Source organism: Kitasatospora sp. NPDC056783 (genome assembly GCF_042789895.1).
GTDB lineage: Bacteria > Actinomycetota > Actinomycetes > Streptomycetales > Streptomycetaceae > Kitasatospora.
Genome location: NZ_JBHUAF010000022.1, coordinates 20,944 through 44,336, shown reverse-complemented (window position 1 = coordinate 44,336; position 23,393 = coordinate 20,944). Strand labels below are relative to the sequence as shown.

Sequence of the window (23,393 nt, the reverse complement as noted above, 5' to 3'; positions counted from 1 at the left end):
CTGATCCACCCCGAAGGGCTTCACCGTTCGACTTGCATGTGTTAAGCACGCCGCCAGCGTTCGTCCTGAGCCAGGATCAAACTCTCCGTGAATGTTTACCCGACAGTGCTTAATGAAAAGCGCGGGTCCACACTCGCGTTGAGCGGCACGGCAACCACCGGAATAGGGCGGTCCCGCGCACTGCGTCCTCGCTAGTGTTTGTTTCAAAAGGAATCTCCAACCCCAGTCGCAATGACCGAGGCCGGGGATGTCAACATATCTGGCGTTGACTTTTGGCACGCTGTTGAGTTCTCAAGGAACGGACGCTTCCTTCGGACTGCCTTCCAGCAGGCCCTCCGGGCTTCGTTCTTTCGTGTTCCCAGCTTATCAGATGTTTTCCGCTCCGTTTCCGGGGCTTCGTTCATCCAACTCGCCGGTGTCTTCCGGGGCTTGACGCCCTGTCCGACGTTTCAAACTCTAGCCGATCCCCGCTCCGAAAAGCGAATCCGGCCGCAACCCAATAAAACGAGCACGCCGAATAAGCGCCAGGCCGCCACGCGAAAACGACGAAGCGACCCGGACCGAACCGGGAAGTGGTGTTTCAGAGGATTGGCCGCTCCGGGACCGTCCGCGCCGATGCGTGTCCGGTGCTCCCTGTCGAGCGACTAGAGAACAGTACTCCTCCGCCGGGCCCAAGCCAAACGGCCCGGGGAAGGCCGACCGCGCCAAGACGCGGCGTTCATCGTTTGTCTACCGCCGCCTCCCACCATCACTCCCATCGGACGCCACGGGGATCTCGTGGCCACCGACCGCACGAGCAGCACGAGCACAAGAGAGGGTTCACGGGGCATGAAGACCATGAAGACGATGAAGAAGGTCCGGCGACTGGCCGTCGGGACGGCGACCGCCGCGCTGGCGCTGACCGCGACGTTGGTCGGCGCGGGGAACGCGGCGGCCGACGGCTACCAGGAGGCCTGGATGAACGAACCGGGAATCCTCTACAAGAACCAGTGGCTCACCGCCGGCGACACCCAGCTGATCATGCAGGGCGACGGGAACCTGGTCCTGTACGTCACCGGCTCGAACGGCGTCACCACCGCCCCGTGGGCCACCCGCACGGCCGGCTGCGGCGACCGGGCGATCATGCAGGGCGACGGGAACTTCGTCGTCTACGGCGCCGGCAACAAGGTCTGCTGGACCAACAACGTCTTCAAGACCGGGCCCGGCGTGGCCTCCCTCCGCGTGCACAGCGGCGGCGGTCTCCACATCGAGCTGGGCCAGGGCAGCACCAACTTCTTCATGCACCAGCTCACCCTCCGGCTGGGCTCCTCGGACCCCTACTAAAGAGAGGCCCAAAGGAGAGGAAGCCCTCAGCCCCGCTCGGCGAGCCACCTGACGAGGTCGGCCACCGCCCAGCGCGGCCGGGCCGCGAGGCGCGTCGCCGCCGCTCGTAGCAGCACCGGCAGGTGGCCGCAGAGCGCGGCCACCTCCGCCACCGCGTCCGGCTCCTGCCGGACGCGTTCCGCGCCGACGATCCGGGCCAGCAGCTCGTAGGCGTCGTGAGGCTCCAGCGGTCCCACCGCCAGCCGCACGGCGTCCCCGGGCAGCGTGCCCGGTTCCGCTCCGGCGACCACCACCGCGCAACCCGCCGTGACGGGCAGCATCGGCCCGGGGTCCGCCACGCCGTCGAGCAGCACCAGCACCCGACGCCCGGCGAGCGCCTCCCGGTAGCGGGCGCCGAGTTCGTCGACGTCCGCGCCCGGCGCCGGCCGTTCCCCCAGCGCCCGCAGGAACCCGGCGAGCACCGCGCCCGTCCCGCCGCCGCCCGTGTACAGCTGTCCGTCCGGGAAGGCGTCCTGAACACTGTGCGCGACGTGTACCGCCAGCGCCGAGGCGCCGCTGCCCGCCGGCCCCGACAGCCCCAGTACCGGCGCACCGCCCGCCCGCAGCGCCCGCTCCGCCTCCCGCACCTGCGCCGCCCGCCCGACCAGGTCCGGGATGTCCGGCGGCAACTGTTGCGGCCTCGGCAGCCGCCGCAGGAGCACCGGTGCCTCGCCCCGCCTGATCCGCTCGGCCAGCTCGACCAGCGCCGGGGCGGGTTCCAGGCCCAGTTCCCCGTCCAGCCGCTCCCGCAGCGCCTCGTACCCCGCCAGAGCCTCCGCCGTCCGCCCGCAGCGGTGCAGCGCCAGCAGGTGCAGCCGGTGCACCTCCTCGTCCTGCGGGTGCGAGGCCGCCAGCCCGGCCAGCGGCTCCAGCGCCTCGGCGTGCCGGCCGAGCGCCAGGTCCAGGTCGAGCAGCGCCTTCACCGTCGCGAACCGCCCGGCCGCCAGCCGCTCCCGGACGCGCGCGGCGAACGCCCCGGGCACGCCGTCCAGCGCACGGGTCCCCTCCCAGGCCCCCAGCGCCCGTGCCAGCAGTTCGCGCGCCCGCTGCGGTTCCTGGTGACGCAGTGCGACGGCCTCCGTCACCTCGGCCTCGTGCCGGAAGAGGTCCACCGCCGTGCGCGGCACCTCCAGCCGGTATCCGCCGGACGCCCCGACCAGCAGCCCGGGTGCGCCCAGCGCACGTCGCAGCCGGTGGACGTGGGTGCCGATCTGCCCCACCGGATCCTTCGGCCAGCAGGTCTCGTCCGTCCCCCACAGGTCCTCGACCAGCCGATCCGTGGAAACCAGCTGCCCCGGCGGTATCAACAGCGCCGCGAGCACGGCCCGCTGCTGCGGTCGGCCGAGGTCGAGCTCCCGACCGTCGCACCGCGCCCGCAGCGGCCCCAGCAGGCTGAACACCAGGGCCACGGCCCACCCACTCCTCGAAGCCCGCCATCGGGTACACAATCCGTGACAGAGAATAGGCCGCCGGGGTACGGGGACCTCGCCGTCCGGACGGAAGTGGCGGGATCCCGGCGCAGAACGACTTTCGGGGACTGGCATGGGTGACATGGGGGGCACCGGACTGCGGTTCGGACTGCTGGGGCCGCTGCGGGCCTGGTACGGGGAGCGGGAACTGGAGTTGGGCAGACCGCAGCAGCGGGCCGTGCTCGCCGTGCTGCTGGACGCCGCCGGGCGGACGGTGGCCGTCCCGGTGCTGGTCGAGGGGGTGTGGGGCGGGGCCGCGCCGGCCGATCCGCGCAAGGCCGTCCAACTCGCCGTCTCCCGGCTGCGCAGCGCGTTCCGGCCGTACACCGGGGACGATCCCGACCGGATGCCGCTGGTCCGGATCGGCGACGGCTACGCGTTCAAGGCGGCCGGGGCCCGGCTGGACACGGCCGAGTGGGACGCCCTGCTCGCCGAAGCCGGACGGCTGCGCGAAGCGGACGCGCCGCCGCAGGAGGTCCGGGAGGTGCTGCGGCGCGCCCACCGGCTGTGGGTCGGCGAACCGCTGGCCGGGCTGCCCGGACCGCACGCCGAGGCCGTCCGCGCCCGCCTCACCGAGCAGCGGATCTCGGCCGACGAGACGGAACGGGAGCTGGACGCCGACCTCGGCGACCGCACCGACCTCACCGCGGCGATCGCCGCCTTCGCCCTGGAGCACCCCGGCCGCCCCCGGCTCACCGCCGTCCTGATGCGCGCCCTCTACCAGGCGGGCCGCAAGGCCGAGGCGCTCGCCGTGTACGAGGACGCCCGCGCCTGGCTCCCGCCCGGCAGGAGCGCCCCCGCCGACCTCCAGTTGCGCATCCTGCGCGAGGACGCCTCCCTGCTGCCCGCGCACGCCGCCACCGGCCCCACCGGCCCCACCGACGCCACCGCCACCGCCACCGCCACCGGCCGGCAGTCCCCCGACCAACTCCCCTCCGGCCTGACCGACTTCACCGGTCGCACCGAGGAGGTCGAGACCCTCGCCGACCAGCTCTCGGCGGCCGGCGGGCGCGCCGTCGTCGTCTCCGCCCTGGACGGCATGGGCGGCGTCGGCAAGACCACCCTCGCCGTGCACACCGCCCGGCTGGTCCGCGCCCGCTTCCCCGACGGGCAGCTCTTCGCCGACCTGCGCGGCGAGGACCGCACCCCGCCCGACCCGGGCACCGTCCTCGCCGGGTTCCTGCGCGCCCTCGGCGTCGACCCCGCGGACGTCCCACCGGACACCGGGGAGCGCAGCGCGCTCTACCGCTCCGCCCTGGCCGGCCGGCGCGTCCTGGTCGTCCTCGACAACGCCGCCACCCCCGGCCACGTCGAGCCGCTGCTGCCCGGCTCGGCCGGCTGCGCCGTCCTCGTCACCAGCCGCCACCGGCTGACCGGCCTCGCCGGAGCCCACCAGATGCGCCTGGACACCTTTCCCGCCGAGCACGCCCTCGAACTGCTCACCCGGATCGTCGGCGCCGAGCGCGTCGCCGCCGAACCCGCCGCCGCCGAGGAGGTCGTCCAGGCCTGCGGGCTGCTGCCGCTGGCGGTCCGGATCGTCGCCTCACGGCTCGCCGCCGACCCGGCCCTCACCCTCGCCGCCCTCGCCGAAGGGCTGCGCGACGAGCACCGGCTGGCCGAACTCAGCGACGGCGAACGCACTGTCGAAGCCACCTTCGCGCTCTCCTACCACCGACTCGATCCCGAACTCGCCCGAGCCTTCCGCCTGTTGGCGATGCCCGACGCGCCCGACATCCCGCTGTCCTGCGCCGCCGCCCTGCTCGACCGCACCGAGGCCGAGACCGACGACCTGCTCGAAACCCTGGTCGACCTCAACCTGCTGCACTCCCCCCGCTTCGGCCGCTACGGCTACCACGACCTCGTCCGCGCCTACGCCCGCGGCCGGCTCGCCGTCGAGGACGGCCCCGCCGGACGCACCGCCGCCCTCGACCGGCTGCTCGACTTCTGCCTCGCCACCGCCCGCAACGCCGACCGCGCCGCCCGCAAGGCCGACCAGGCCGAACTCAGCCTGCTCGGCGCCTCCGTCACGGCCCCGGGCCGGACCGTCGCGGACGGCTCCGAAGCCGTCCGCTGGATGCGCGACCAGGCCGACGTCCACGCCGCCGTCATCGCCCTCGCCTGTGCCGACCCGGCCCTGCCGCTCGACCGCGCCGCCGAACTCGCCGACCGGATGGGCGCCATCCTTCCCGAACGCACCCGGACCGGCGTCATCGTCGAGCTCGCCGGACACCTCGCCCGACAGGCCGCCTCCCGCGGCGAGCCCGGGCCGCTCGCCCTCGCCCGCTACCTGCGCGGCAGCATGCTCTGGCACATCAACCGCTACGCCGAGTCCGAGGAGGAGATCCGCCTGGCCGTCGCCCTGGCCGAACAGGACGAGCGCACCGAACGCGTCCTCGCCAAGGCCTTGATCACCCTCGGCAGCAACGCCCGGACGCACGGCCGCTACGCCGAGGCGGCCGAGCACGCCGGCCGCGCCGCCGACCTGTTCCACCGCCTCGACGCCCAGCGCGCCGAGGGCAGCGCGCTCGGCGAGTTCGCCTTCAGCGCTGCCCAGACCGGACGCCTCGACGAGGCCCGGGCCGCCGCCGAACGCAGCGCCCACCTGATGAGCCGCTCCGGCCCGGTCTCCGCCGCCACCGGCCGCTACTACCTCGCCCGGGTGCTGCGGCTGTGCGGCGACCCGGAGGAGGCGCTCGCCCACGCCGCCGCCGCCCGCGAGGAGTTCACCACCCTCCAGGTCACCGTCTTCGCCGCCGCGGCCGGCGACCTCGCCGCCCGCATCCACGCCGAGGCCGGGCGATGGCTGCTCGCCGTCGACGCCGCCGAGGCCGTCCTCCCGCTCGCCCGCCGCACCAGCGCCGCCCTGGAGGCCGCCCTGCTGCGCACCCTCGGCACCGCGCTCACGGGCCTCGGCCGGCCGCGCCAGGCCCGGGCCTGCCTGGCCGACTCCCTGGAGGTGTACGAGCGGCTGGGCCTCCGGGAGGAATCGGCGCAGGTCAGGGCGCTGCTGGAGCGGTAGACACGAGGTCGATGCCGGCCCCTCCCGTCTCAACGCCGCTGAGCGCCGTGAATCCGCAGGAAGGCGTCCACGCCGTCCGCCGCGATCCGCCCGGTCTCCCCGTCCGCCACCGGGAGCGCCCCCCAGAAGGAGCGCTCGGCGATGCCGTGGAAAGTCAGCAGCGTGAACCGCTCGGCGGCCAGCCCGGCGTCCTCGACCGTGAGCAGCCCGCGCTCGCCGAGCGCCTCGAAGTGCGCCGCGAGCTCACGCTGGGAGGCCACCGGCCCGGCTTCCAGCCAGGCTTCCAGGACGTCCGCCGGGATGTTGGCCACCTCGGCCCGGATCGCCCGGCCGAGCGCCCCGTGCTCACCGTGCTCACCGTGCTCACCGGCGGAGAGGACGACACGGGCCCGCTCGACGGCGAAGTCGATCAGCCCCTGGCGCAGGTCCACCACCCGAACGAGGTGCTTCGCCATCAACTCGCTGATCAGCTCGGCCAGTTCGGCCGAGTTCCGCAGAGCCACCGACAGGAAGAGGGTCTCCTTGTCGGGGAAGTGGTTGTAGACGGTCCGCTTGGACACCCCGGCCTCGGCCGCGATCGCGTCCATGCCGGCCCGGACGTACCCCTCGCGCCCGAACACCACCGCCGCGGCCCGCGTGATCGCCTCGCGCTTCTCCGGCCGTCCCGCTCCGCCCGTCGCCGCCACGGCCCTCTCCTTCTCCGTCGGCCCACCGGCCGACCCTCAAGTAAACTACTCGGTGTAGTTTATCCAGGCGCAGCGGACCCGGGCTTGCCACTGAACAGGCGTGCTCTATGCTGCGTACGACTTCTACACCCGTGTAGAGGCTAAGCGGAAGCGCCCCTCCCCGGCCGCGGCACGTCGAACCCCGCACCGGAACCGGCCGCCCCGAACCAGCGTCCAGAACTGGCAGCACCATGAGCGGACTTCCGGACAGCCGGACAGTCCGACTTGAGTGCAAAAGGACGTTCTGACCCAGGGACGACCGGACGACGAGCGGCACAGGCGCCACCGCGGCGCGCGGGACACGGGAACACCGGGGGTGAGGGCGTGGCGGGGCAGCGAGGACGGTCAGCCGACCAAGTAGCACGACGGCGGACGACGGACGGCGGACCCACCGGCCGCCCGCGCCCCCTGCGCCCCGGCCCCACGCTGCCCGCGGTCGTCGCCGTCGGACTGCCGGTCGTGGGCGCCGTGGTCGACGAACTCTCCGGCCCCGGCATGGGCTTGACCTTCGCGGTGAGCGCGGTGCTCGGCACCGGCCTGGCTGCGGCCCTGAGCGGCCGCAACGGCTGGTGGTGGGTGCTCACCGCCTCGCCGCTGGTCGTCCTGGGCGTGACGGCCGCCGTCGAGCTGGCCGCCCACCGCGACCGGTACCTGGGCAAGGGGCTGGCCACCGGCGCGGCGAAGTGGGTGGTGCACGGCTTTCCCGTGATGGCCGAGGCCGCCGCCGCGGCCGTCATCGTGATCGCGGTCCGGCTGGTCCGGGCGAGGAGGAGGCAGCATGGCTGACAACGCCGGGGACGCCCGCCGTACCAAGGCCCGCCGCCCCTCCCCCCTGCTGGTCGCGAGCCGGGTGGTGGCCTGCACCGTCGGGCTGGCGGTGTTCGCCGCCAGCGGGGTGGTCTGGTACGAGTACAAGCAGCTCACCGACGGGATGACCACCTCCAACGTCATCGCCGAGACCAAGAAGAACGCGCCCAAGCACCTGGACAACTCGGTCAACCTGTTGCTGATCGGCCTGGACAGCCGCAAGAACATGGACGGCACCGACCTCCCGCCCGAGTTCGTCCAGGACGAACTGCACGCCGGCCACAGCTCCGACATCGGCGGCTACAACACCAACTCCCTGATCCTGCTGCACATACCGGCGAACGGCGGCAAGGTGCAGGCCGTCTCGATCCCACGCGACGACTACGTCATGACCTACGGCGCCGACGGCAAGCAGGCCGGCATGCGCAAGATCAAGGAGGCGTACGGCGAGGCCAAGGACAAGGCCACGCCGGCCCTCCAGGCCAAGGGACTCAAGGGCGCGGACCTGGAGAAGGCCGGCCGCGACGCCGGGCGCGCGTCGACCATCCAGACCGTCCAGAAGTTCCTCGACCAGCCCATCGACCACATCGCCGAGGTCAACCTGATGGGCTTCTACGACATCGCCAAGGCCCTCCAGCCGATCGAGGTCTGCCTCACCCACGACACCAAGGACCCGGCCATGGAGGGCCAGGGCTCCGGGGCCGACTTCCACAAGGGCATCAACAAGCTCAACGCCTCACAGGCGCTCTCCTTCGTCCGTCAGCGCCACAACCTCGACGGCGGCGACGGCAACGACAGCGACTTCGCCCGCACCCACCGCCAGCAGGCCTTCATCTCCTCCGTCGTGCACAACCTGAAGCAGAAGGGCATCGTCGGCGACCTCGGCAAGATGCAGGAGCTGATGACCGTGGTGCAGAAGGACCTCGTCATCGACAACGAGTGGAACGTCCTGGACTTCGCCCAGCAGGCCCCCAACCTCACCGGCGGCAACGCGGAGTTCCGCACCCTCCCGGTCGCCGAGCTCAAGAGGGTCAACGGCCAGGACGTCAACATCGTCAGCCCGCCGCAGGTCCAGAAGATCGTCAAGCAGCTCTTCGGCTACGCGGACACCAGCCCCGTCCCGGCCCCGACCGACGAGAGCGCCGCCCCTGCGGCCCCCGCGTCCCCCGCAGCCCCCGCTCAGCCGGCCACGACCCCGCCCCCGGCCGCCGCCAAGCCCGTCACCGTGGACGTCTTCAACGCTTCCACGGCCGCCGGCGTCACCTCCGCCTCGGAGGCCAAGGCGCTGGTCGCGATGGGGTTCAAGGAGGGGAGGACCGGCCCGGCCGGCAGCAAGCAGAAGGCCACCACCGTCGTCTACGGCAAGGGCGCCAAGGAGGCCGCCGACCAGATCGCCGCCCGCTACGGCGTGACCGCCACCGAGTCCGCCGCCACCGGCGCCGAGCACGTCGTCGTCACCCTCGGCAGCACCTTCACCGGAGTCGCGGGCGACAAGCCCGCCGCCAGTGCCCCGCCCGCCCCGGACACCAACGTGGCCCAGCAGGGCCCCATGGTCGACGCGGAGTCCGACGGCGGCATCCCCTGCGTCTTCTGACCCGCATCCCGCCTGTTCCAGACCCGCCTCCGGCCTGCTTTCGATCCGTGCCTGCGCCGACCGCCCGGTGCCCCGCCGAACCCCGCGGGGCACCGGTCAGGACCACTCGAAGTACAGCGCGGGCCGCACCGGCCGCGGGCTGCCGGGCGCGAAGAGGAACACCAGGTTCACCGTCGGCCCGGACGGCTCCTCCAGTCGCGGACCCCGGATGCTCAAACCGAACCCGTTGATCCGCCGCCCCGCCGCCAGCCCCGCCCGGACCTCCCGGTACCAGACCTCCAGCGGCTCGGCCGGCAGCCCCCAGTACGCGGCCAGCTCACCCGACAGCCGGTAGGCGTCGTCCACCGTGGCGGCCGGGAAGGTCGCGCTGACCAGGTCGATCGCCTCCCCCTCGGCGGTGGCCAGCAGCTCCACCCGCCCGGTGAACCAGCGTCCGCCCGGCAGCGCGATGGTCGCGGCGACGGTGGGGATGCGCCAGCGGCGCCGGACGTTCCCGGGCCAGCCGACATCGCCGCGCAGGTGGCCGCCGCGGAGGTTCCAGGTGACGGCCGCCGACCGGACGGCTTCATCGTGGGACACGGAGGCTCCGAATCAGGGCGCGGTCGGGGACGGGGACTGGGTGGCCTGGTCCCGGAGTGTGAGTCGCAGGTTGTCGCCCCAGGCGAAACTGATCCTGACCGTCACAGGCTGGCCGTTGTTGACGGTCTCGTACCTGAGGCTGACGCCGACGAGTGGGCCGTTCGGAGTCAACAGCCGAACATCGGTCCCGCCGTCCTCCTCACCAAGCCGGACCCGGTCGCCCTTCGCCAGATCATCGAGCACGTTCCGGCGGAAGTCCTCGATCCTGTCGGACTTCAGACCGAACTGCCGGGCGAGCTCCAAGGCCGTCCGGTACCCCTTGTCGAGCGGCATCCCTGGATACCAGCCGATGAGTTCGTCGATGTTCTCGGCGTCGTCGTGGGTGGCCGCCACCATGAGCGCCATCCTGTCGGCATGAAAGCGTTGACCACCCGGCAGATCGATGTCCACCGGACCCAGGTTCGTGAAGTCGTGGCCGCTGTGCGGCTCCAGCTCGGCCCCGACATCGGCGCCTCGGTGCGAGTTCCGCAGATCCCAGTGGACCGGACGCGGTCGCTCGTTCACCAGGTAGCACCCACCGACGAGCAGCACCACCAGCAACGCCACCAGGAGCCGTCGACGGGCCTCCGATGTCACGGCAGCACCTCGTACTGGTCCGCCCGGTCGAGCAAGGGGGTGTCGATGAGCTTCTTCGCCTCCAGCGGATTCGCCAGGATCTGCTGGTACTTGGGCAGCATGTCCTTGCGGATCCAGTCCATCCGGTCGTTCGTGTCGGTCACGTACCGGTCGTCCCACCAGGTCGACCACTGGCCGCCGTAGTAGCCGTTGAAGGACTTGCCACCGGGTATCGGCGACTCGGTCATGCCCGACAGCACCTCGGAGAACAACTCTCCGACCGGACCGTGATGGCCCTCCACTTCCCCGTACGAGGTCGGCAGCACCTTGGTCTGCTCACGTTCCAGCAGGGCCGCGTTTCCCGCCGCCACCCGTTTGGGGTCGCCCGAGTCGATGTCCTTCCAGGCATCGACCAGTTCTTTCGGGTACTTGTCCGGCTTCTGCTGCCACAACGCCTCGATGCCCTCCACGCCGTACTGCTGGTACGCGGCGTGCATCGAGCCGACGTCGTCGAAGATGTCCTTCTGCATGTTCAGGAACTTGTTCTGGAACCACTGCACCTCGTCCGTGCCGAGGCCGCTCAGCAGCCCCGCCGGAGGAGGAAGGGTCAGCCCGCCGATGTCCGCGCCCTTGATGATCTCGTCGAGGTCGTGCAGTCCCCCGTACACCGGCGCCCCGGCCAGCTTGGCCATCCCGGCCCACTGGAAGTCCGGGTTCTCGTCCCACATCTTCTGGTACCAGGCGTAGACCTTCCGCACGGTCTCGTCGTTGAAGTCCAGGCCCTTATCCGGGTCCCACTTCGACGGGTCTATCCCGGCCCGTTTCAGGGCGAGTTGCTTGTAGTAGTCCTCCAGCGTCGGCACGCCGGGCAGGCCCTGGACCTTCCACGGCGCCGCGTCCAGGAACTGGTTGCGCTGGTCCGGCGTCAGCCCGCCCCACCAGGCTGCCCGGGCGGCCGGATCGGTGGGGATGGCGTCCCCCTCGACCGAGCCGGCGAGCCTGGTGGCCTCGCCGAGGTCCTTGGCGGCCGCTTGGACCGCGCCCACGAGTCCCGTCCGCCCCCAGCCGTCGAGGAGCTTGGACTCCCCCGCCAGTTTTCCGAGTTCGGCCGCGCACTTGGCGTCGGCCTGGGTGGCCGCCTGGACGGCGGCGGCGATGTCGGCGGTGAGGGTGACGGCGTAGGCGGACTCGGTCCGGTAGGAGTCCGCGGCTTCCTGGCGGAGCGCCGCGTTCTTCGGCAGCTGCTCCACCGGTGTCGGGGTCGCGGTGACCGTGCCGTTCGCGTCGACCGCGAGGCCGCGTCGGCTCGCCTCCGTCAGCGCGTACTGGAGTTCCTGCTGGGCGGTGATGACCGCCTGGACGAAGCCGGTCAGCACCCTTTCGACCGCCTGGAGTTCCAGCGCGGCCACCTGGAGCTGCAACTCCTGCTGGCCGAAGGAGTGCCGGGCGCCGGTCGCGGCCGGCCCCGTCCACGTCCCGAGCGGCCGCAGCACCGACTCCTCGATGTGCTGCCGCGCCTGGTCGAACGATTTGGCGACGGCCTGCCAGTCCTTGCCGGCTTCCGTCACCGGCTCCAGCTTCACGTCGCGCAGGCGCGCGAAGTCCACCACGGGAGCTCCCCCCTTCCCCTGTCGCCCTACTGGAACGCTCCGGCGTTCCCCTGCTCGGTCGTGCCGTAGTTGTCGGCCGCCTTGCGGAGCGATTCCTCGTCCGCCCCGAGCGCCGTGCGGATCTTCTCCACGCCCTGCGTCCAGGCGGTGACCACGGCGGCCAGTTGACCTGCCACCTGCCATCCCCCGAGGGCCGTCCCGGCCGCGCCCGAAGCCGTGCCGGCGGTCTGCACCGGCGCGGCCAGACCGGCGGCGATGGACGAGGCGTTGGCCGCCGCGGACCTCAACTGTTCCTGCGAGACCTCGAATCCGGTACCCGCCATCGGATCGCCCCCCAGTGCTCGATGCGGTGACCCGACCCTAACCGCGCCGTGCGGCTCGCCGCCGGGCTTTCTCGAACACGGGCGCGATCACGCGCGAATCCCCTGGCGATTTTCTCCGTACTATGTATAGTGTACTGCGTACGGGATAATCGTTACGGGTACCGACGAGAGGGTCCTTCCTTGCAGATCACCAAGACCGCCGTCTCCCTGACCGTCGAGGACGTCACCGCGTCCGCCGCCTTCCTCAAGCGGCACTTCGGCTACACCGAGGACATGTCCGCCGACGGCTTCGTCTCGGTCGTCCACCCCGGCGGCGGGGTGGCCGTCGCCTACCTGCGGCGCGGGCTCGACGTGCTGCCCGAGGAGCAGCGCCACCGCCTCGCGGACGGCGTGATCCTGGCGTTCGTCGTCGAGGACGTCGCCGCCGAGGAGCGGCGACTGCGCGAGGAAGGGGTCGCGATCACCCTGCCGCTGCGCGAGGAACCGTGGGGCGAGAAGCTCTTCCAGGTCACCGACCCGAACGGGGTGGCGATCGAACTGGTCGAGTGGGTCAAGCCCCAGCAGTAGGCGCGCAGAACGGCGCCCCCTCTCCCGACCGTCTGGAGAGGGGGCGCCGTTGTGCTTCGCCGGCGGCGGTCAGTCCACCGTCCAGGTGTCGTTGCCGCCGAGCAGGGCGGCGAGGTCGCCGGGCCCGCTCCGGCTGGTGGCCGCCGCCAGTTGATCGGCCATCAGCTCGTCGTAGACGGGACGCTCGACGCTGCGGAGCACACCGATCGGGGTGTGGTGGAGGGTGTCGGCGTCGGCGATGCGGGAGAGGGCGAAGGCGGTGGCGGGGCTGGCTGCGTGGGCGTCGTGGACCAGGACGTCCGCCTCGTTGTCCGCGGTGACGGGGGCGGTGATCAGTTCGCCGCCCGGGCCGCGGAAGACGCCGTTGGCCAGGTCGGCGCCGAAGCGGATGGGCCGGCCGTGGTCGAGCCGGATCAGCGCCTCGTCCCGGCTGCCCGGCTCCTTCAGGACCTCGAAGGCGCCGTCGTTGAAGATGTTGCAGTTCTGGTAGATCTCCACCAGGGCCGTGCCCCGGTGCCGGGCGGCCTCGCGCAGCACGGACTGGAGGTGCTGGCGGTCGGAGTCGATGGTGCGCGCCACGAAGGTGGCCTCGGCACCGATCGCCAGCGACAGCGGGTTGAACGGGGCGTCCAGGGAGCCCATCGGGGTGGACTTGGTGATCTTGCCGAGTTCGCTGGTCGGCGAGTACTGGCCCTTGGTGAGGCCGTAGATCCGGTTGTTGAACAGCAGAATCTTCAGATTGACGTTCCGCCGCAGGGCGTGGATCAGGTGGTTGCCTCCGATCGACAGCGCGTCGCCGTCCCCGGTCACCACCCACACGCTCAGGTCCTGGCGCGAGGAGGCCAGCCCGGTCGCGATCGCCGGCGCCCGGCCGTGGATCGAGTGCACCCCGTAGGTGTTCATGTAGTACGGGAACCGCGAGGAGCAGCCGATGCCGGAGACGAAGACGGTGTTCTCGCGCTTGATGCCGAGCTCGGGCATGAAGGACTGGACGGCGGCCAGGATCGCGTAGTCGCCGCAGCCGGGGCACCAGCGCACTTCCTGGTCGGTCTTGAAGTCCCTGGCGCTCTGCGGCCCTTCGGCCTTGGGGACGAGGCTCAGGGAGGGGAAGGCGTGCTCGCTCATCGGTGGTCCTCCTCGTCCAGGGTGCCGATCGCGGCCGACAGCACGTCCGCCAACTGGGCGGACTTGAAGGGCAGTCCGCGGACCTGGTTGTAGGACTCGGCGTCCACCAGGTACTTCGCCCGCAGCAGCAGGGCCAGCTGCCCCAGGTTCATCTCGGGCACGATGACCTTCTCGTAACTGCGCAGCACCGTACCCAGGTTGGCGGGGAACGGGTTGAGGTTGCGCAGGTGGGCCTGGGCGACCTCGCCGCCGTCGGCGCGCACCCGGCGCACCGCGGCGGTGATCGGCCCGTAGGTCGAGCCCCAGCCGAGCACCAGCACCCGGGCGTCGCCGCTCGGGTCGTCCACCTCCAGGGGCTTGACGGTGATGCCGTCGATCTTGGCCTGGCGGGTGCGGACCATGAAGTCGTGGTTGGCCGGGTCGTAGGAGATGTTGCCGGTGCCGTCCTGCTTCTCGATGCCGCCGATCCGGTGTTCGAGACCGGGCGTACCGGGTAGTGCCCAGGGCCGGGCCAGCGTTCGCGGGTCCCGCAGGTAGGGCCAGAAGGAGCCGTCCTCGCGGTTCGGTCCGGTCGCGAACTCCGGGTCGACCTGAGGAAGTTCATCGACGGCGGGGATGCGCCAGGGCTCCGAGCCGTTGGCCAGGTAGCCGTCGGAGAGCAGGAAGACCGGGGTGCGGTAGGTGACCGCGATCCGGGCCGCCTCCAGGGCCGCGTCGAAGCACTCGGCGGGCGTGGCCGGGGCGACGATCGGCACCGGCGCCTCGCCGTTGCGGCCGAACATCGCCTGGAGCAGGTCCGCCTGCTCGGTCTTGGTCGGCAGACCGGTGGACGGGCCTCCGCGCTGGATGTCCACGATCAGCAGCGGCAGTTCGAGCGACACCGCCAGCCCGATCGTCTCCGACTTCAGCGCGACCCCGGGCCCGGAAGTGGTCGTCACTCCCAGCGCCCCGCCGAACGAGGCGCCCAGCGCGGCCCCGATCCCGGCGATCTCGTCCTCCGCCTGGAAGGTGCGCACCCCGAAGTTCTTGTGCCGGCTCAGCTCGTGCAGGATGTCCGAGGCCGGGGTGATCGGGTACGAGCCCAGGTACAGCGGCAGGCCGCAGCGCTGCGCGGCGGCGATCAGCCCGTAGGACAGGGCGAGGTTGCCGGAGATGTTGCGGTAGCGCCCGGCCGGGAGCTTGGCCGGCGGCACCTCGTAGGAGACCGCGAAGGACTCGGTGGTCTCGCCGAAGTTCCAACCCGCCCGGAAGGCGCTGATGTTCGCCTCGGCGATCTGCGGCTTCTTGGCGAACTTGGTGCGCAGGAACGACTCCGTTCCCTGCGTCGGCCGGTGGTACATCCAGGACAGCAGGCCCAGGGCGAACATGTTCTTCGCCCGCTCCGCGTCCTTGCGGGCCAGGCCGCTGTCCTTGAGCGCTTCCAGGGTCAGCGTGGTCAGCGGCACCTTGTGCAGGTGGAAGGCGTCCAGCGAGCCGTCGCCGAGCGGATCCGCCGGGTAACCGACCTTGGCCAGGGCGCGCTTGGTGAACTCGTCGGTGTTGACGATGATCTCGGCGCCGCGCGGCAGGTCCGGCAGGTTCGCCTTCAGGGCCGCCGGGTTCATCGCGACCAGCACGTTCGGGGCGTCGCCCGGCGTCAGGATGTCGTGGTCCGCGAAGTGCAGTTGGAAGGACGAGACGCCCGGCAGCGTCCCGGCGGGTGCCCGGATCTCGGCCGGGAAGTTCGGCAGCGTCGACAGGTCGTTGCCGAAGGACGCCGTCTCCGAGGTGAACCGGTCACCGGTGAGCTGCATGCCGTCACCGGAGTCTCCGGCGAAGCGGATGATCACCCGATCGAGTCTGCGGATCGGCTTGCCGCCCTTCACCGGTGGGCCGCCCGGGGCGGCTGGACCGGCGGGCGCGGCCGTGCCGGGGCCGGCGTCGCCTCTCCCGCTCCGGGCCTCGTCGCCGTCCGAGCCGTCCACTGCCTCTGACTGATCGACCTGACTGGTCACTGCCGCGGACCTCCTCGTGGGCGCACCACCGCAGGCGCGGCCCCGTGCCCCGTCCGCTTGGTGCACCTCTCGCATCCTATGCGGGCTGACACGACGACGGCCGGAGCCACGGCAGATTTCACCGGCCCGCGACTGCACCGCACATGAATGTCAACACCCGCCCGGCGGAGATCATTCCGGCTCCGGAGGGCGGGCGCGAGGGCCCAGCGAACACATGGCCGAGATGCGCCCCCGCCCGTCACCCGGGAGCGCGGGCCGGCGCCCTCAGGAGTTGAGGTAGGTGAGCACCGCCAGCACCCGGCGGTGGTCCTCCGAACTCTGGGCCAGACCCAGCTTGAGGAAGATGTTGCTGACGTGCTTCTCCACCGCTCCGTCGGAGACCACCAACTGCTTGGCGACGGCGGCGTTGGTGCGGCCCTCCGCCATCAGTCCGAGCACCTCGCGCTCGCGCGGCGTGAGATTGGCCAGAACGTCGCCCTTGCGGCTGCGGCTGAAGAGCTGCTGCACCACCTCGGGGTCCAGCGCGGTACCGCCTTCGGCGACCCTGACCACCGCGTCGGCGAACTCGCGCACCTCGGCGACCCGGTCCTTGAGCAGGTAGCCGACGCCGCGGGTGGAGTCCGCCAGCAGCTCCGAGGCGTAACGTTCCTCCACGAACTGCGACAGCACCAGCACACCCAGCTGCGGGTAGCGGCCGCGCAGCTCGACGCAGGCGCGCAGGCCCTCGTCGGTGTGGGTCGGGGGCATCCGCACGTCGGAGACCACCACGTCCGGCAGGGCGTCGGCCGCGGCCAGCTCGTGGATCGTCTTCACGAGGGCGTCGCCGTCCCCGACCCCCGCGACGACCTCCAGGCCGCGGTCGGTGAGCAGCCGGGTCAGGCCCTCCCTCAGCAGTACGGAGTCCTCGGCGATGACGACGCGACGCATGGCGACCTTCCGGCAGGGGGTGCTGACGGGAGTCAGTCTCCCCCATCCCGGAGGTGCCGACAGCCGGGGCGCGGCCGCACCCCGGCCCCGGGAGGGACCGGGCCGGCCCCGGCTCACATGGTGCGGATCGCCACCGCGTCGCAGAGGCCCACCAGGGCCGTCTTCGCCGCGCAGTCCGGCAGCGGGGCGAGCAGCGCCCGGGCCTCCTCGGCCCGGCGCAGCGTCTCGGCGCGGGCGCGCTCCAGCGCGGGGTGGGCGCGCAGCAGGCGCAGCGCCTCGGCGTGCAGGTCGTCGTCGGCGAGGTCCCGGTCGAGCAGTTCGCGCAGCCGGGTGTCGTCCGGGTCGGACGGGTCGGCGGGCATCTGCCGGAGCAGCAGGGTCGGCAGGGTCGGCACGCCCTCGCGCAGGTCGGTGCCGGGGGTCTTGCCGGACTCGTGGCCGTCGCTGGCGATGTCGAGCACGTCGTCGGCCAGCTGGAAGGCGATGCCGATCCGCTCGCCGAACTCGCCGAGGGTGTCCACCAGGTCGCGCTCGGCACCGGCCATCAGCGCTCCTATCCGGCAGGAGACGGCGATCAGCGAGCCGGTCTTGCCCTCCAGGACGTCCAGGTAGTGCAGCAGCGGGTCCGTCTCCGGGCCGGGGCCGCGGGTCTCCAGGATCTGGCCGGTGACCAGCCGCTCGAAGGCCTCGGCCTGCATCCGCACGGCCTCCGGGCCGAGGTCGGCGAGCACCTGGGAGGCGCGGGAGAACAGGAAGTCGCCGGTGAGGATGGCGACCGAGTTGTCCCAGCGGGAGTTGGCGCTCGGGGCGCCCCGGCGCACCGGCGCCTCGTCCATGACGTCGTCGTGGTACAGCGTGGCCAGGTGGGTCAGCTCGACCACCACGGCGGCGGGCACCACGCCGGGCGCACCCGGGTCGCCGAACTGGGCGGCCAGCAGCAGGAGCAGCGGACGGAAGCGCTTGCCGCCGGCCTCGAGGAGGTGGCTGGCGGTGACGGTGATGAACGGGACGTCGCTCTTGACGGCCTCGCCGAGCGCCGCCTCCACCGCGTCCAGTCCGGCCTGGACGTCCCGGGTCAGGTCGCGGTCCTGCACGCTGAGCCCGAAGGGTTCCACGACGGTCACGAAGACCACTCCTCTGTCCCTGGTCGATCTAGCGGCCTGGTCCCTGAGTGCCGCCGCTGGCCATACAGGCAGGGTATCCGGTCGTGAGTGGATCACTGCACGGGCGTGCGGATCCTGTCATGATCGGGCTTGATGCCCTGGTCAGGACGGATGTACGGGTCGGACGGCGGTGGGGGCGAATTCGGCTGGAAATAAAGGCGGGAGAGCCCCCGGAGCTCCCCCCGTGCGGGCCCCCGACAAAGAGCCGTCCGGACCGCGCGAACGGAGCGCGGCCCGGACGGGTCCCCGATCTGGAGCCGTGGACACAAAGGCCGGAGGAAAGACCGGCCCGGGAATCGGCAAAAAGGTCAGCGCACGAACAGTGAGGCCTTGGATGCCAGGTCGAGGAAGTACTGCGGGAGCAGTCCGAGGCCCAGCGTGACCAGTACCCCCACCCCGATCGCGGTCGCCGTGAAGGCGCTCGGGATCGCCACCGTGGGGCCGCCCGGCTGCGGGTCCGAGAAGAACATCAGCACGATGACCCGGATGTAGAAGAACGCCGCCACCGCCGAGCTCAGCACACCGACGACCACCAGCGGGGTGGCCCCGCCGCTCGCCGCGGCCTGGAAGACCGCGAACTTCCCGGTGAAGCCCGAGGTCAGCGGAATCCCGGCGAAGGCCAGCAGGAACAGCGCGAACACCGCCGCCAGCAGCGGCGAGCGCCGTCCGAGCCCGGCCCAGCTGGACAGGTGGGTCGCCTCGCCCTTGGAGTCGCGCACCAGGGTGACCACGGCGAACGCGCCGAGCGTCACGAAGGAGTACGCCAGCAGGTAGAACAACACCGAGGAGATGCCCTGCTTGTTGACGGCGATCACGCCGGTCAGGATGAACCCGGCGTGCGCGATCGAGGAGTACGCCAGCAGGCGCTTGACGTCCTGCTGGGTCACCGCGAGGACCGCGCCGACCACCATGGTGAGGATCGCCACCCCCCACATCACCGGCCGCCAGTCCAGCCGCAGACCCGGGAAGGCCACGTAGAACAGCCGCAGGAAGGCGCCGAAGGCCGCGACCTTGGTGGCCGCCGCCATGAAGCCGGTCACCGGGGTCGGCGCGCCCTGGTAGACGTCCGGGGTCCAGGAGTGGAACGGCACCGCGGCGACCTTGAACAGCAGGCCGACCGCCAGCATCGCCAGGCCGGTGAGCACCAGCGCGTCGCTCTGGGTGGTGCTCAGCTGCGCCGGGGTGGTCATCGCCTTGCCGGAGATGACGTCGCCGATGTCGCCGAGCTTCACGCTGCCCGCGTAGCCGTACAGCAGCGCGGTGCCGAACAGGAAGAACGCCGAGGCGAAGGCGCCGAGCAGGAAGTACTTGACCGCCGCCTCCTGGGAGAGCAGCCGGCGGCGCCGGGCCAGCGCGCACAGCAGGTACAGCGGCAGCGAGAAGACCTCCAGCGCCACGAACATGGTCAGCAGGTCGTTGGCGGCGGGGAACAGCAGCATGCCGGCGACCGCGAACATGGTGAGCGGGAAGACCTCGCTGGTGGCGAAGCCGGCCCGGATCGCGGCCCGCTCCTGCTCGCCGCCGGGGGTGGCGGCGGCCTGGGCGGCGAAGGCGTCGGCGGGCAGGCCGCCGGCCTTGGGCTCCAGCTTCCGCTCGGCGTAGGTGAGCACCGCGACCACCGAGACCAGCAGGATCACGCCCTGGAGGAACAGCGCCGGGCCGTCCATCGCGACCGTCTCCATGGCCAGCAGGTCGATCCGGGTGAAGCCGTGGCTCCGCACGGCCAGCACCACCACCGCGACGAAGGCGCCGACCAGCCCGGCCAGGGCCAACGACACCTGGGTCCAGTGCCGGTACCGGCGGGGCACGAAGGCCTCGACCAGGACGCCGGCCACGGCGGCGGCGAACACCACGATCATCGGGGACAGTTGGCCGTACTCGATGTGCGGCGCCGGGATGCTGGCGGTGTTGCCGCCCGCGGCGGCGAGCATGGCGGTGGCGCTCACTTCCGCTCACCTCCTGAGGTGGCGGCGACCGGGTGGGCCGGCGCCGGATCGGTCTGGTGGACCTGCGAGAGCGTCGCGTTCACCGAGGGGTTGACCAGGTCGGTGAGCGGCTTGGGGTAGACGCCGAGCAGGATGGTCAGCGCCACCAGCGGGGTGACGACGGCGAGTTCGCGGGCCTTGAGGTCGGGCATCGTCCGCACCCCGTCCCGCACCGGGCCGGTCATGGTGCGCTGGTACAGCAGCAGGGCGTACAGCGCCGCCAGCACGATGCCGAAGGTGGCCACGACACCGATCGCCGGGTAGCGGGTGAAGGTGCCCACCAGCACCAGGAACTCGCTGACGAACGGGGCGAGGCCGGGCAGCGACAGGGTGGCCAGGCTGCCGATCAGGAACGTCCCGGCGAGCACCGGGGCGACCTTCTGCACGCCGCCGTAGTCGGCGATCAGCCGCGAACCGCGGCGCGAGATCAGGAAGCCGGCCACCAGCATCCAGGCCGCCGTGGACAGGCCGTGGTTGACCATGTAGAGGGTGGCACCGCTCTGGCCCTGGCTGGTCAGGGCGAAGATGCCCATGATGATGAAGCCGAAGTGCGAGATCGACGCGTACGCCACCAGGCGCTTGATGTCCTTCTGGCCGATCGCCAGCAGCGCGCCGTAGACGATCCCGATCAGCGCCAGGACCAGGATCGCCGGGGCGAAGGTCTTCGAGGCGTCCGGGAACAGTCCGAGGCAGAAGCGCAGCATCGCGAAGGTGCCGACCTTGTCCACCACGGCGGTGATCAGCACCGCGGTGCCGGCGGTGGACTCGCCCATCGCGTTCGGCAGCCAGGTGTGCAGCGGCCACAGCGGGGCCTTCACCGCGAACGCGAAGAAGAAGCCCAGGAACAGCGCCTTCTCGGCGGTGCCGCTCAGCTGGAGCCGGCCGTCGGCGATCGCCGAGGTGAGGGTCGGCAGGTCGAAGGTGCCGAAGCCCTGGTCCTGCGCGATCACGTACAGGCCGATCACGGCGGCCAGCATCACCAGGCCGCCGAGCAGGTTGTAGAGCAGGAACTTCACGGCCGCGTAGGAGCGCTGGCGTGCCGAATCGGGGCCGCCGGCCCGGTCGCCGAAGCCGCCGATCAGGAAGTACATCGGGATCAGCATGGCTTCGAAGAACACGTAGAACACGAAGAGGTCGACGGCGTAGAAGGAGACGATCACCATCGCCTCCACCGCCAGGATCAGGGCGAAGAAGCCCTGGGTCCGGCGCGCGTTCTCGAAGGTGCCGTCGGGCCCGGCGGCGCCCGGATCGGCGTCGTGCCAGGAGGCGAGGATCACCATCGGCACCAGCACCGCCGTGAGCAGGGCGAGGACGGCGCCGATGCCGTCGACCCCGAGCGAGAAGGTGATGCCGAAGGAGCGGATCCAGCTGTACGACTCGGTCAGCTGGAAGCGGTCGCCGTGCGGGTCGAACCGCGTCGCCACCACGGCGGCCAGCACCAGGGTGACGGCCGAGACGCCCAGCGCGACGGCCTTGGTGGTCCTGCGCCGGGTCTCGTTCGACCCGGCCGGCAGGGCGGCGGTCAGCACCGCGCCGGCCGCCGGGACGGCGCAGGTGACGGTCAGCAGCGCACTCATGGCCTGACCTCCCAATGCGATTCAGGACGAGTCATCAGACGGACCTCATCAGGAGAGTCATGGCGACCAGCACCAGCGTGCCGCCGAACATGGAGAGCGCGTACGAACGGACGAAGCCGTTCTGGACCCGCCGCAGCCGGCCGGAGAGACCGCCGATGGCGGCGGCCAGGCCGTTCACCGCGCCGTCCAGGCCGCGGCTGTCGAAGAACACCAGCGTCGCGGCGAGCGCCGAGCCCGGCCGCACCAGCACGGCGTGGTTGAAGTCGTCCTGCAGCAGGTCGCGACGGGCCGCCCGGGTGAGCGGGGAGCCGACCGGCGCCACCACCGGGACCGGCGAGCGCCCGTACATCAGGTACGCGAGGCCGACGCCGGCCAGCATGCAGGCCGTGGTCAGCCCGGTGACGGTCCACGCGCCGAGCGGCGAGTCGCCCTCGCTGTGGCCGGTGACCGGCTCCAGCCACTTCAGGAACCTGTCGTTGACGTCGAACAGCATGCCCGCGCCGGCCGAGCCGACGGCCAGGACCACCATCGGGATCAGCATGGTCTTCGGCGGGTCGTGGGGGTGCGGGAGGTTGCCCTCGGCGTCCGGCTGCCAGCGCTTCTCGCCGAAGAAGGTCAGCACCACCACGCGGGTCATGTAGAACGCGGTGACCGCCGCGCCGACCAGCGTGCACAGCCCGAGGATCCAGCCCTCGGTGCCGCCCTTGGCGAAGGCCGCCTCGATGATCCGGTCCTTGGAGTAGAAGCCGGACAGGAACGGGAAGCCGATGATGGCGAGGTAGCCGACGAAGAACGTGCCGAAGGTCCACGGCATGTACGTGCGCAGGCCCCCGTAGTGACGCATGTTCACCTCGTCGTTCATGCCGTGCATGACCGACCCGGCGCCGAGGAACAGCCCGGCCTTGAAGAAGCCGTGGGTCACCAGGTGCATGATCGCGAAGACGTAGCCGATCGGCCCCAGGCCCGCCGCCAGCACCATGTAGCCGATCTGCGACATGGTCGAGCCGGCCAGCGCCTTCTTGATGTCGTCCTTGGCACAACCGACGACCGCACCGAACAGCAGCGTGACCGCGCCGACCACCACCACGGCGGTCCGGGCGTCCGGCGCCAGGTCGAAGACCGCCGCGGAACGGGTGATCAGGTAGACCCCTGCGGTCACCATGGTGGCCGCGTGGATCAGGGCCGAGACCGGGGTCGGGCCCTCCATCGCGTCCCCGAGCCAGGACTGCAACGGCACCTGCGCCGACTTGCCGCAGGCCGCCAGCAGCAGCATCAGGCCGATCGCCGTCAGCTTGCCCTCGCTCGCCTCGTGCACGCCCCCGACCGTGCCCGCCGACCCGAGGACCGGGCCGAAGGCGAAGGAGCCGAACTCCGTGAACATCAGCATGATCGCGATGGACAGGCCCATGTCGCCGACCCGGTTGACGATGAAGGCCTTCTTGGCCGCCGTCGCCGCGCTCGGCTTGTGCTGCCAGAAGCCGATCAGGAGGTACGAGGCCAGGCCCACGCCCTCCCAGCCGAAGTACAGCAGCAGGTAGTTGTCGGCGACCACCAGCAGCAGCATGGCGGCCAGGAACAGGTTCAGGTACGCGAAGAAGCGGCGACGGCGCTCGTCGTGCGCCATGTAGCCGACCGAGTAGAGGTGGATCAGCGTGCCGACACCGGTGATCAGCAGGACGAAGGTCATCGACAGCTGGTCGAGCCGGAAGGAGATGTCGGCCTGGAAGCCGTTCACCGGGATCCAGCTGAACAGGTGCTTGGTGACCGCCCGGTGCTCGGCGTCACGGCCGAGCATGTCCGAGAACAGGACCAGGCCGAAGCCGAACGAGAGCGCCGCGAGCGCCGTGGCCAGCCAGTGGCCGTACCGGTCCAGCGCCCGGCCGCCGAGCAGCAGCAGGGCGGCGCCGGCCAGTGGAGCCGCCACCAGCAGCGGAATGAGAGAGTTCACCGAG

General features: G+C 71.5%; 18 protein-coding genes and 1 rRNA gene. 5 read left to right on the top strand and 14 right to left on the bottom strand.

The features are described 5' to 3' along the window. Positions 1-92, bottom strand: a 16S ribosomal RNA gene (locus ACFRMQ_RS06055); the annotation flags it as partial. Positions 93-828: 736 nt separating this feature from the next. Between ACFRMQ_RS06055 and ACFRMQ_RS06050 the strand changes: the two genes are divergently transcribed. Next, positions 829-1,323: a hypothetical protein gene (locus ACFRMQ_RS06050; RefSeq protein WP_380727415.1), complete on the top strand. Its 495-nt coding sequence runs from the start codon at positions 829-831 to the stop codon at positions 1,321-1,323. A gap of 26 nt (positions 1,324-1,349) precedes the next feature. Here ACFRMQ_RS06050 and ACFRMQ_RS06045 read toward each other — a convergent pair whose 3' ends face one another. Continuing rightward, positions 1,350-2,771 (bottom strand): BTAD domain-containing putative transcriptional regulator, encoded by a 1,422-nt coding sequence (locus ACFRMQ_RS06045; protein ID WP_380727413.1) that lies wholly within the window; start codon positions 2,769-2,771, stop codon positions 1,350-1,352. A gap of 133 nt (positions 2,772-2,904) precedes the next feature. Here ACFRMQ_RS06045 and ACFRMQ_RS06040 point away from each other — a divergent pair, with 133 nt between their 5' ends. Continuing rightward, complete coding sequence (locus ACFRMQ_RS06040) at positions 2,905-5,850, top strand: BTAD domain-containing putative transcriptional regulator (RefSeq protein ID WP_380727411.1); 2,946 nt, start codon at positions 2,905-2,907, stop codon at positions 5,848-5,850. 29 nt (positions 5,851-5,879) lie between these two features. Here the strand turns inward: ACFRMQ_RS06040 and ACFRMQ_RS06035 are convergent, their stop codons facing one another. After that, the gene (locus ACFRMQ_RS06035) at positions 5,880-6,536 is read right to left on the bottom strand and encodes a TetR/AcrR family transcriptional regulator (protein WP_380727409.1); all 657 of its coding nucleotides are present in this window, start codon (positions 6,534-6,536) and stop codon (positions 5,880-5,882) included. 498 nt (positions 6,537-7,034) lie between these two features. On the opposite strand from ACFRMQ_RS06035, the gene ACFRMQ_RS06030 reads away from it, so the two are divergent. Both ACFRMQ_RS06030 and ACFRMQ_RS06025 read left to right on the top strand, forming a co-directional pair. Then, positions 7,035-7,361, top strand: coding sequence for a DUF6542 domain-containing protein (locus tag ACFRMQ_RS06030; protein WP_380727407.1), 327 nt, complete (start codon positions 7,035-7,037; stop codon positions 7,359-7,361). Then, entirely contained in the window at positions 7,354-8,976 is a 1,623-nt protein-coding gene (locus tag ACFRMQ_RS06025) for an LCP family protein (protein WP_380727405.1), read from the top strand. The genes ACFRMQ_RS06030 and ACFRMQ_RS06025 overlap by 8 nt, the downstream gene beginning before the upstream one ends. Positions 8,977-9,072: 96 nt before the next feature. Here ACFRMQ_RS06025 and ACFRMQ_RS06020 read toward each other — a convergent pair whose 3' ends face one another. Genes ACFRMQ_RS06020 through ACFRMQ_RS06005 form a run of 4 tightly spaced genes read right to left on the bottom strand, consistent with a single transcriptional unit; the run spans position 9,073 to position 12,103 of the window. Beyond that, entirely contained in the window at positions 9,073-9,555 is a 483-nt protein-coding gene (locus tag ACFRMQ_RS06020) for a hypothetical protein (RefSeq protein WP_380727403.1), read from the bottom strand. A gap of 12 nt (positions 9,556-9,567) precedes the next feature. Further along, entirely contained in the window at positions 9,568-10,161 is a 594-nt protein-coding gene (locus tag ACFRMQ_RS06015; RefSeq protein WP_380727401.1) for a hypothetical protein, read from the bottom strand. A gap of 26 nt (positions 10,162-10,187) precedes the next feature. Continuing rightward, on the bottom strand, positions 10,188-11,780 hold the full coding sequence (locus ACFRMQ_RS06010; protein WP_380727399.1) for a DUF2515 family protein: 1,593 nt from the start codon (positions 11,778-11,780) through the stop codon (positions 10,188-10,190). A gap of 26 nt (positions 11,781-11,806) precedes the next feature. Then, a complete protein-coding gene (locus tag ACFRMQ_RS06005; RefSeq protein ID WP_380727397.1) occupies positions 11,807-12,103 on the bottom strand; it encodes a type VII secretion target in 297 nt (98 codons plus the stop codon). Positions 12,104-12,283: 180 nt separating this feature from the next. Between ACFRMQ_RS06005 and ACFRMQ_RS06000 the strand changes: the two genes are divergently transcribed. Continuing rightward, positions 12,284-12,670 (top strand): VOC family protein, encoded by a 387-nt coding sequence (locus ACFRMQ_RS06000; RefSeq protein WP_380727395.1) that lies wholly within the window; start codon positions 12,284-12,286, stop codon positions 12,668-12,670. 69 nt (positions 12,671-12,739) lie between these two features. Here ACFRMQ_RS06000 and ACFRMQ_RS05995 read toward each other — a convergent pair whose 3' ends face one another. The 7 genes from ACFRMQ_RS05995 to nuoL form a co-directional block, all read right to left on the bottom strand. After that, positions 12,740-13,795 (bottom strand): 2-oxoacid:ferredoxin oxidoreductase subunit beta, encoded by a 1,056-nt coding sequence (locus ACFRMQ_RS05995; protein ID WP_380727393.1) that lies wholly within the window; start codon positions 13,793-13,795, stop codon positions 12,740-12,742. Then, the gene (locus tag ACFRMQ_RS05990) at positions 13,792-15,789 is read right to left on the bottom strand and encodes a 2-oxoacid:acceptor oxidoreductase subunit alpha (RefSeq protein WP_380727391.1); all 1,998 of its coding nucleotides are present in this window, start codon (positions 15,787-15,789) and stop codon (positions 13,792-13,794) included. Before ACFRMQ_RS05990 ends, ACFRMQ_RS05995 begins: the two co-directional genes overlap by 4 nt. A gap of 264 nt (positions 15,790-16,053) precedes the next feature. Then, positions 16,054-16,716: a response regulator gene (locus ACFRMQ_RS05985; protein WP_380727389.1), complete on the bottom strand. Its 663-nt coding sequence runs from the start codon at positions 16,714-16,716 to the stop codon at positions 16,054-16,056. A gap of 113 nt (positions 16,717-16,829) precedes the next feature. Continuing rightward, on the bottom strand, positions 16,830-17,840 hold the full coding sequence (locus ACFRMQ_RS05980; RefSeq protein WP_380727387.1) for a polyprenyl synthetase family protein: 1,011 nt from the start codon (positions 17,838-17,840) through the stop codon (positions 16,830-16,832). Between the two features lie 347 nt (positions 17,841-18,187). Next, entirely contained in the window at positions 18,188-19,810 is a 1,623-nt protein-coding gene (nuoN, locus tag ACFRMQ_RS05975; protein WP_380727424.1) for an NADH-quinone oxidoreductase subunit NuoN, read from the bottom strand. Between the two features lie 11 nt (positions 19,811-19,821). Further along, positions 19,822-21,441, bottom strand: a complete 1,620-nt coding sequence (locus ACFRMQ_RS05970; RefSeq protein ID WP_380727385.1) for an NADH-quinone oxidoreductase subunit M — start codon at positions 21,439-21,441, stop codon at positions 19,822-19,824. Positions 21,442-21,475: 34 nt separating this feature from the next. Next, on the bottom strand, positions 21,476-23,389 hold the full coding sequence (nuoL, locus tag ACFRMQ_RS05965; protein ID WP_380727383.1) for an NADH-quinone oxidoreductase subunit L: 1,914 nt from the start codon (positions 23,387-23,389) through the stop codon (positions 21,476-21,478). Positions 23,390-23,393 lie beyond the last annotated feature (4 nt).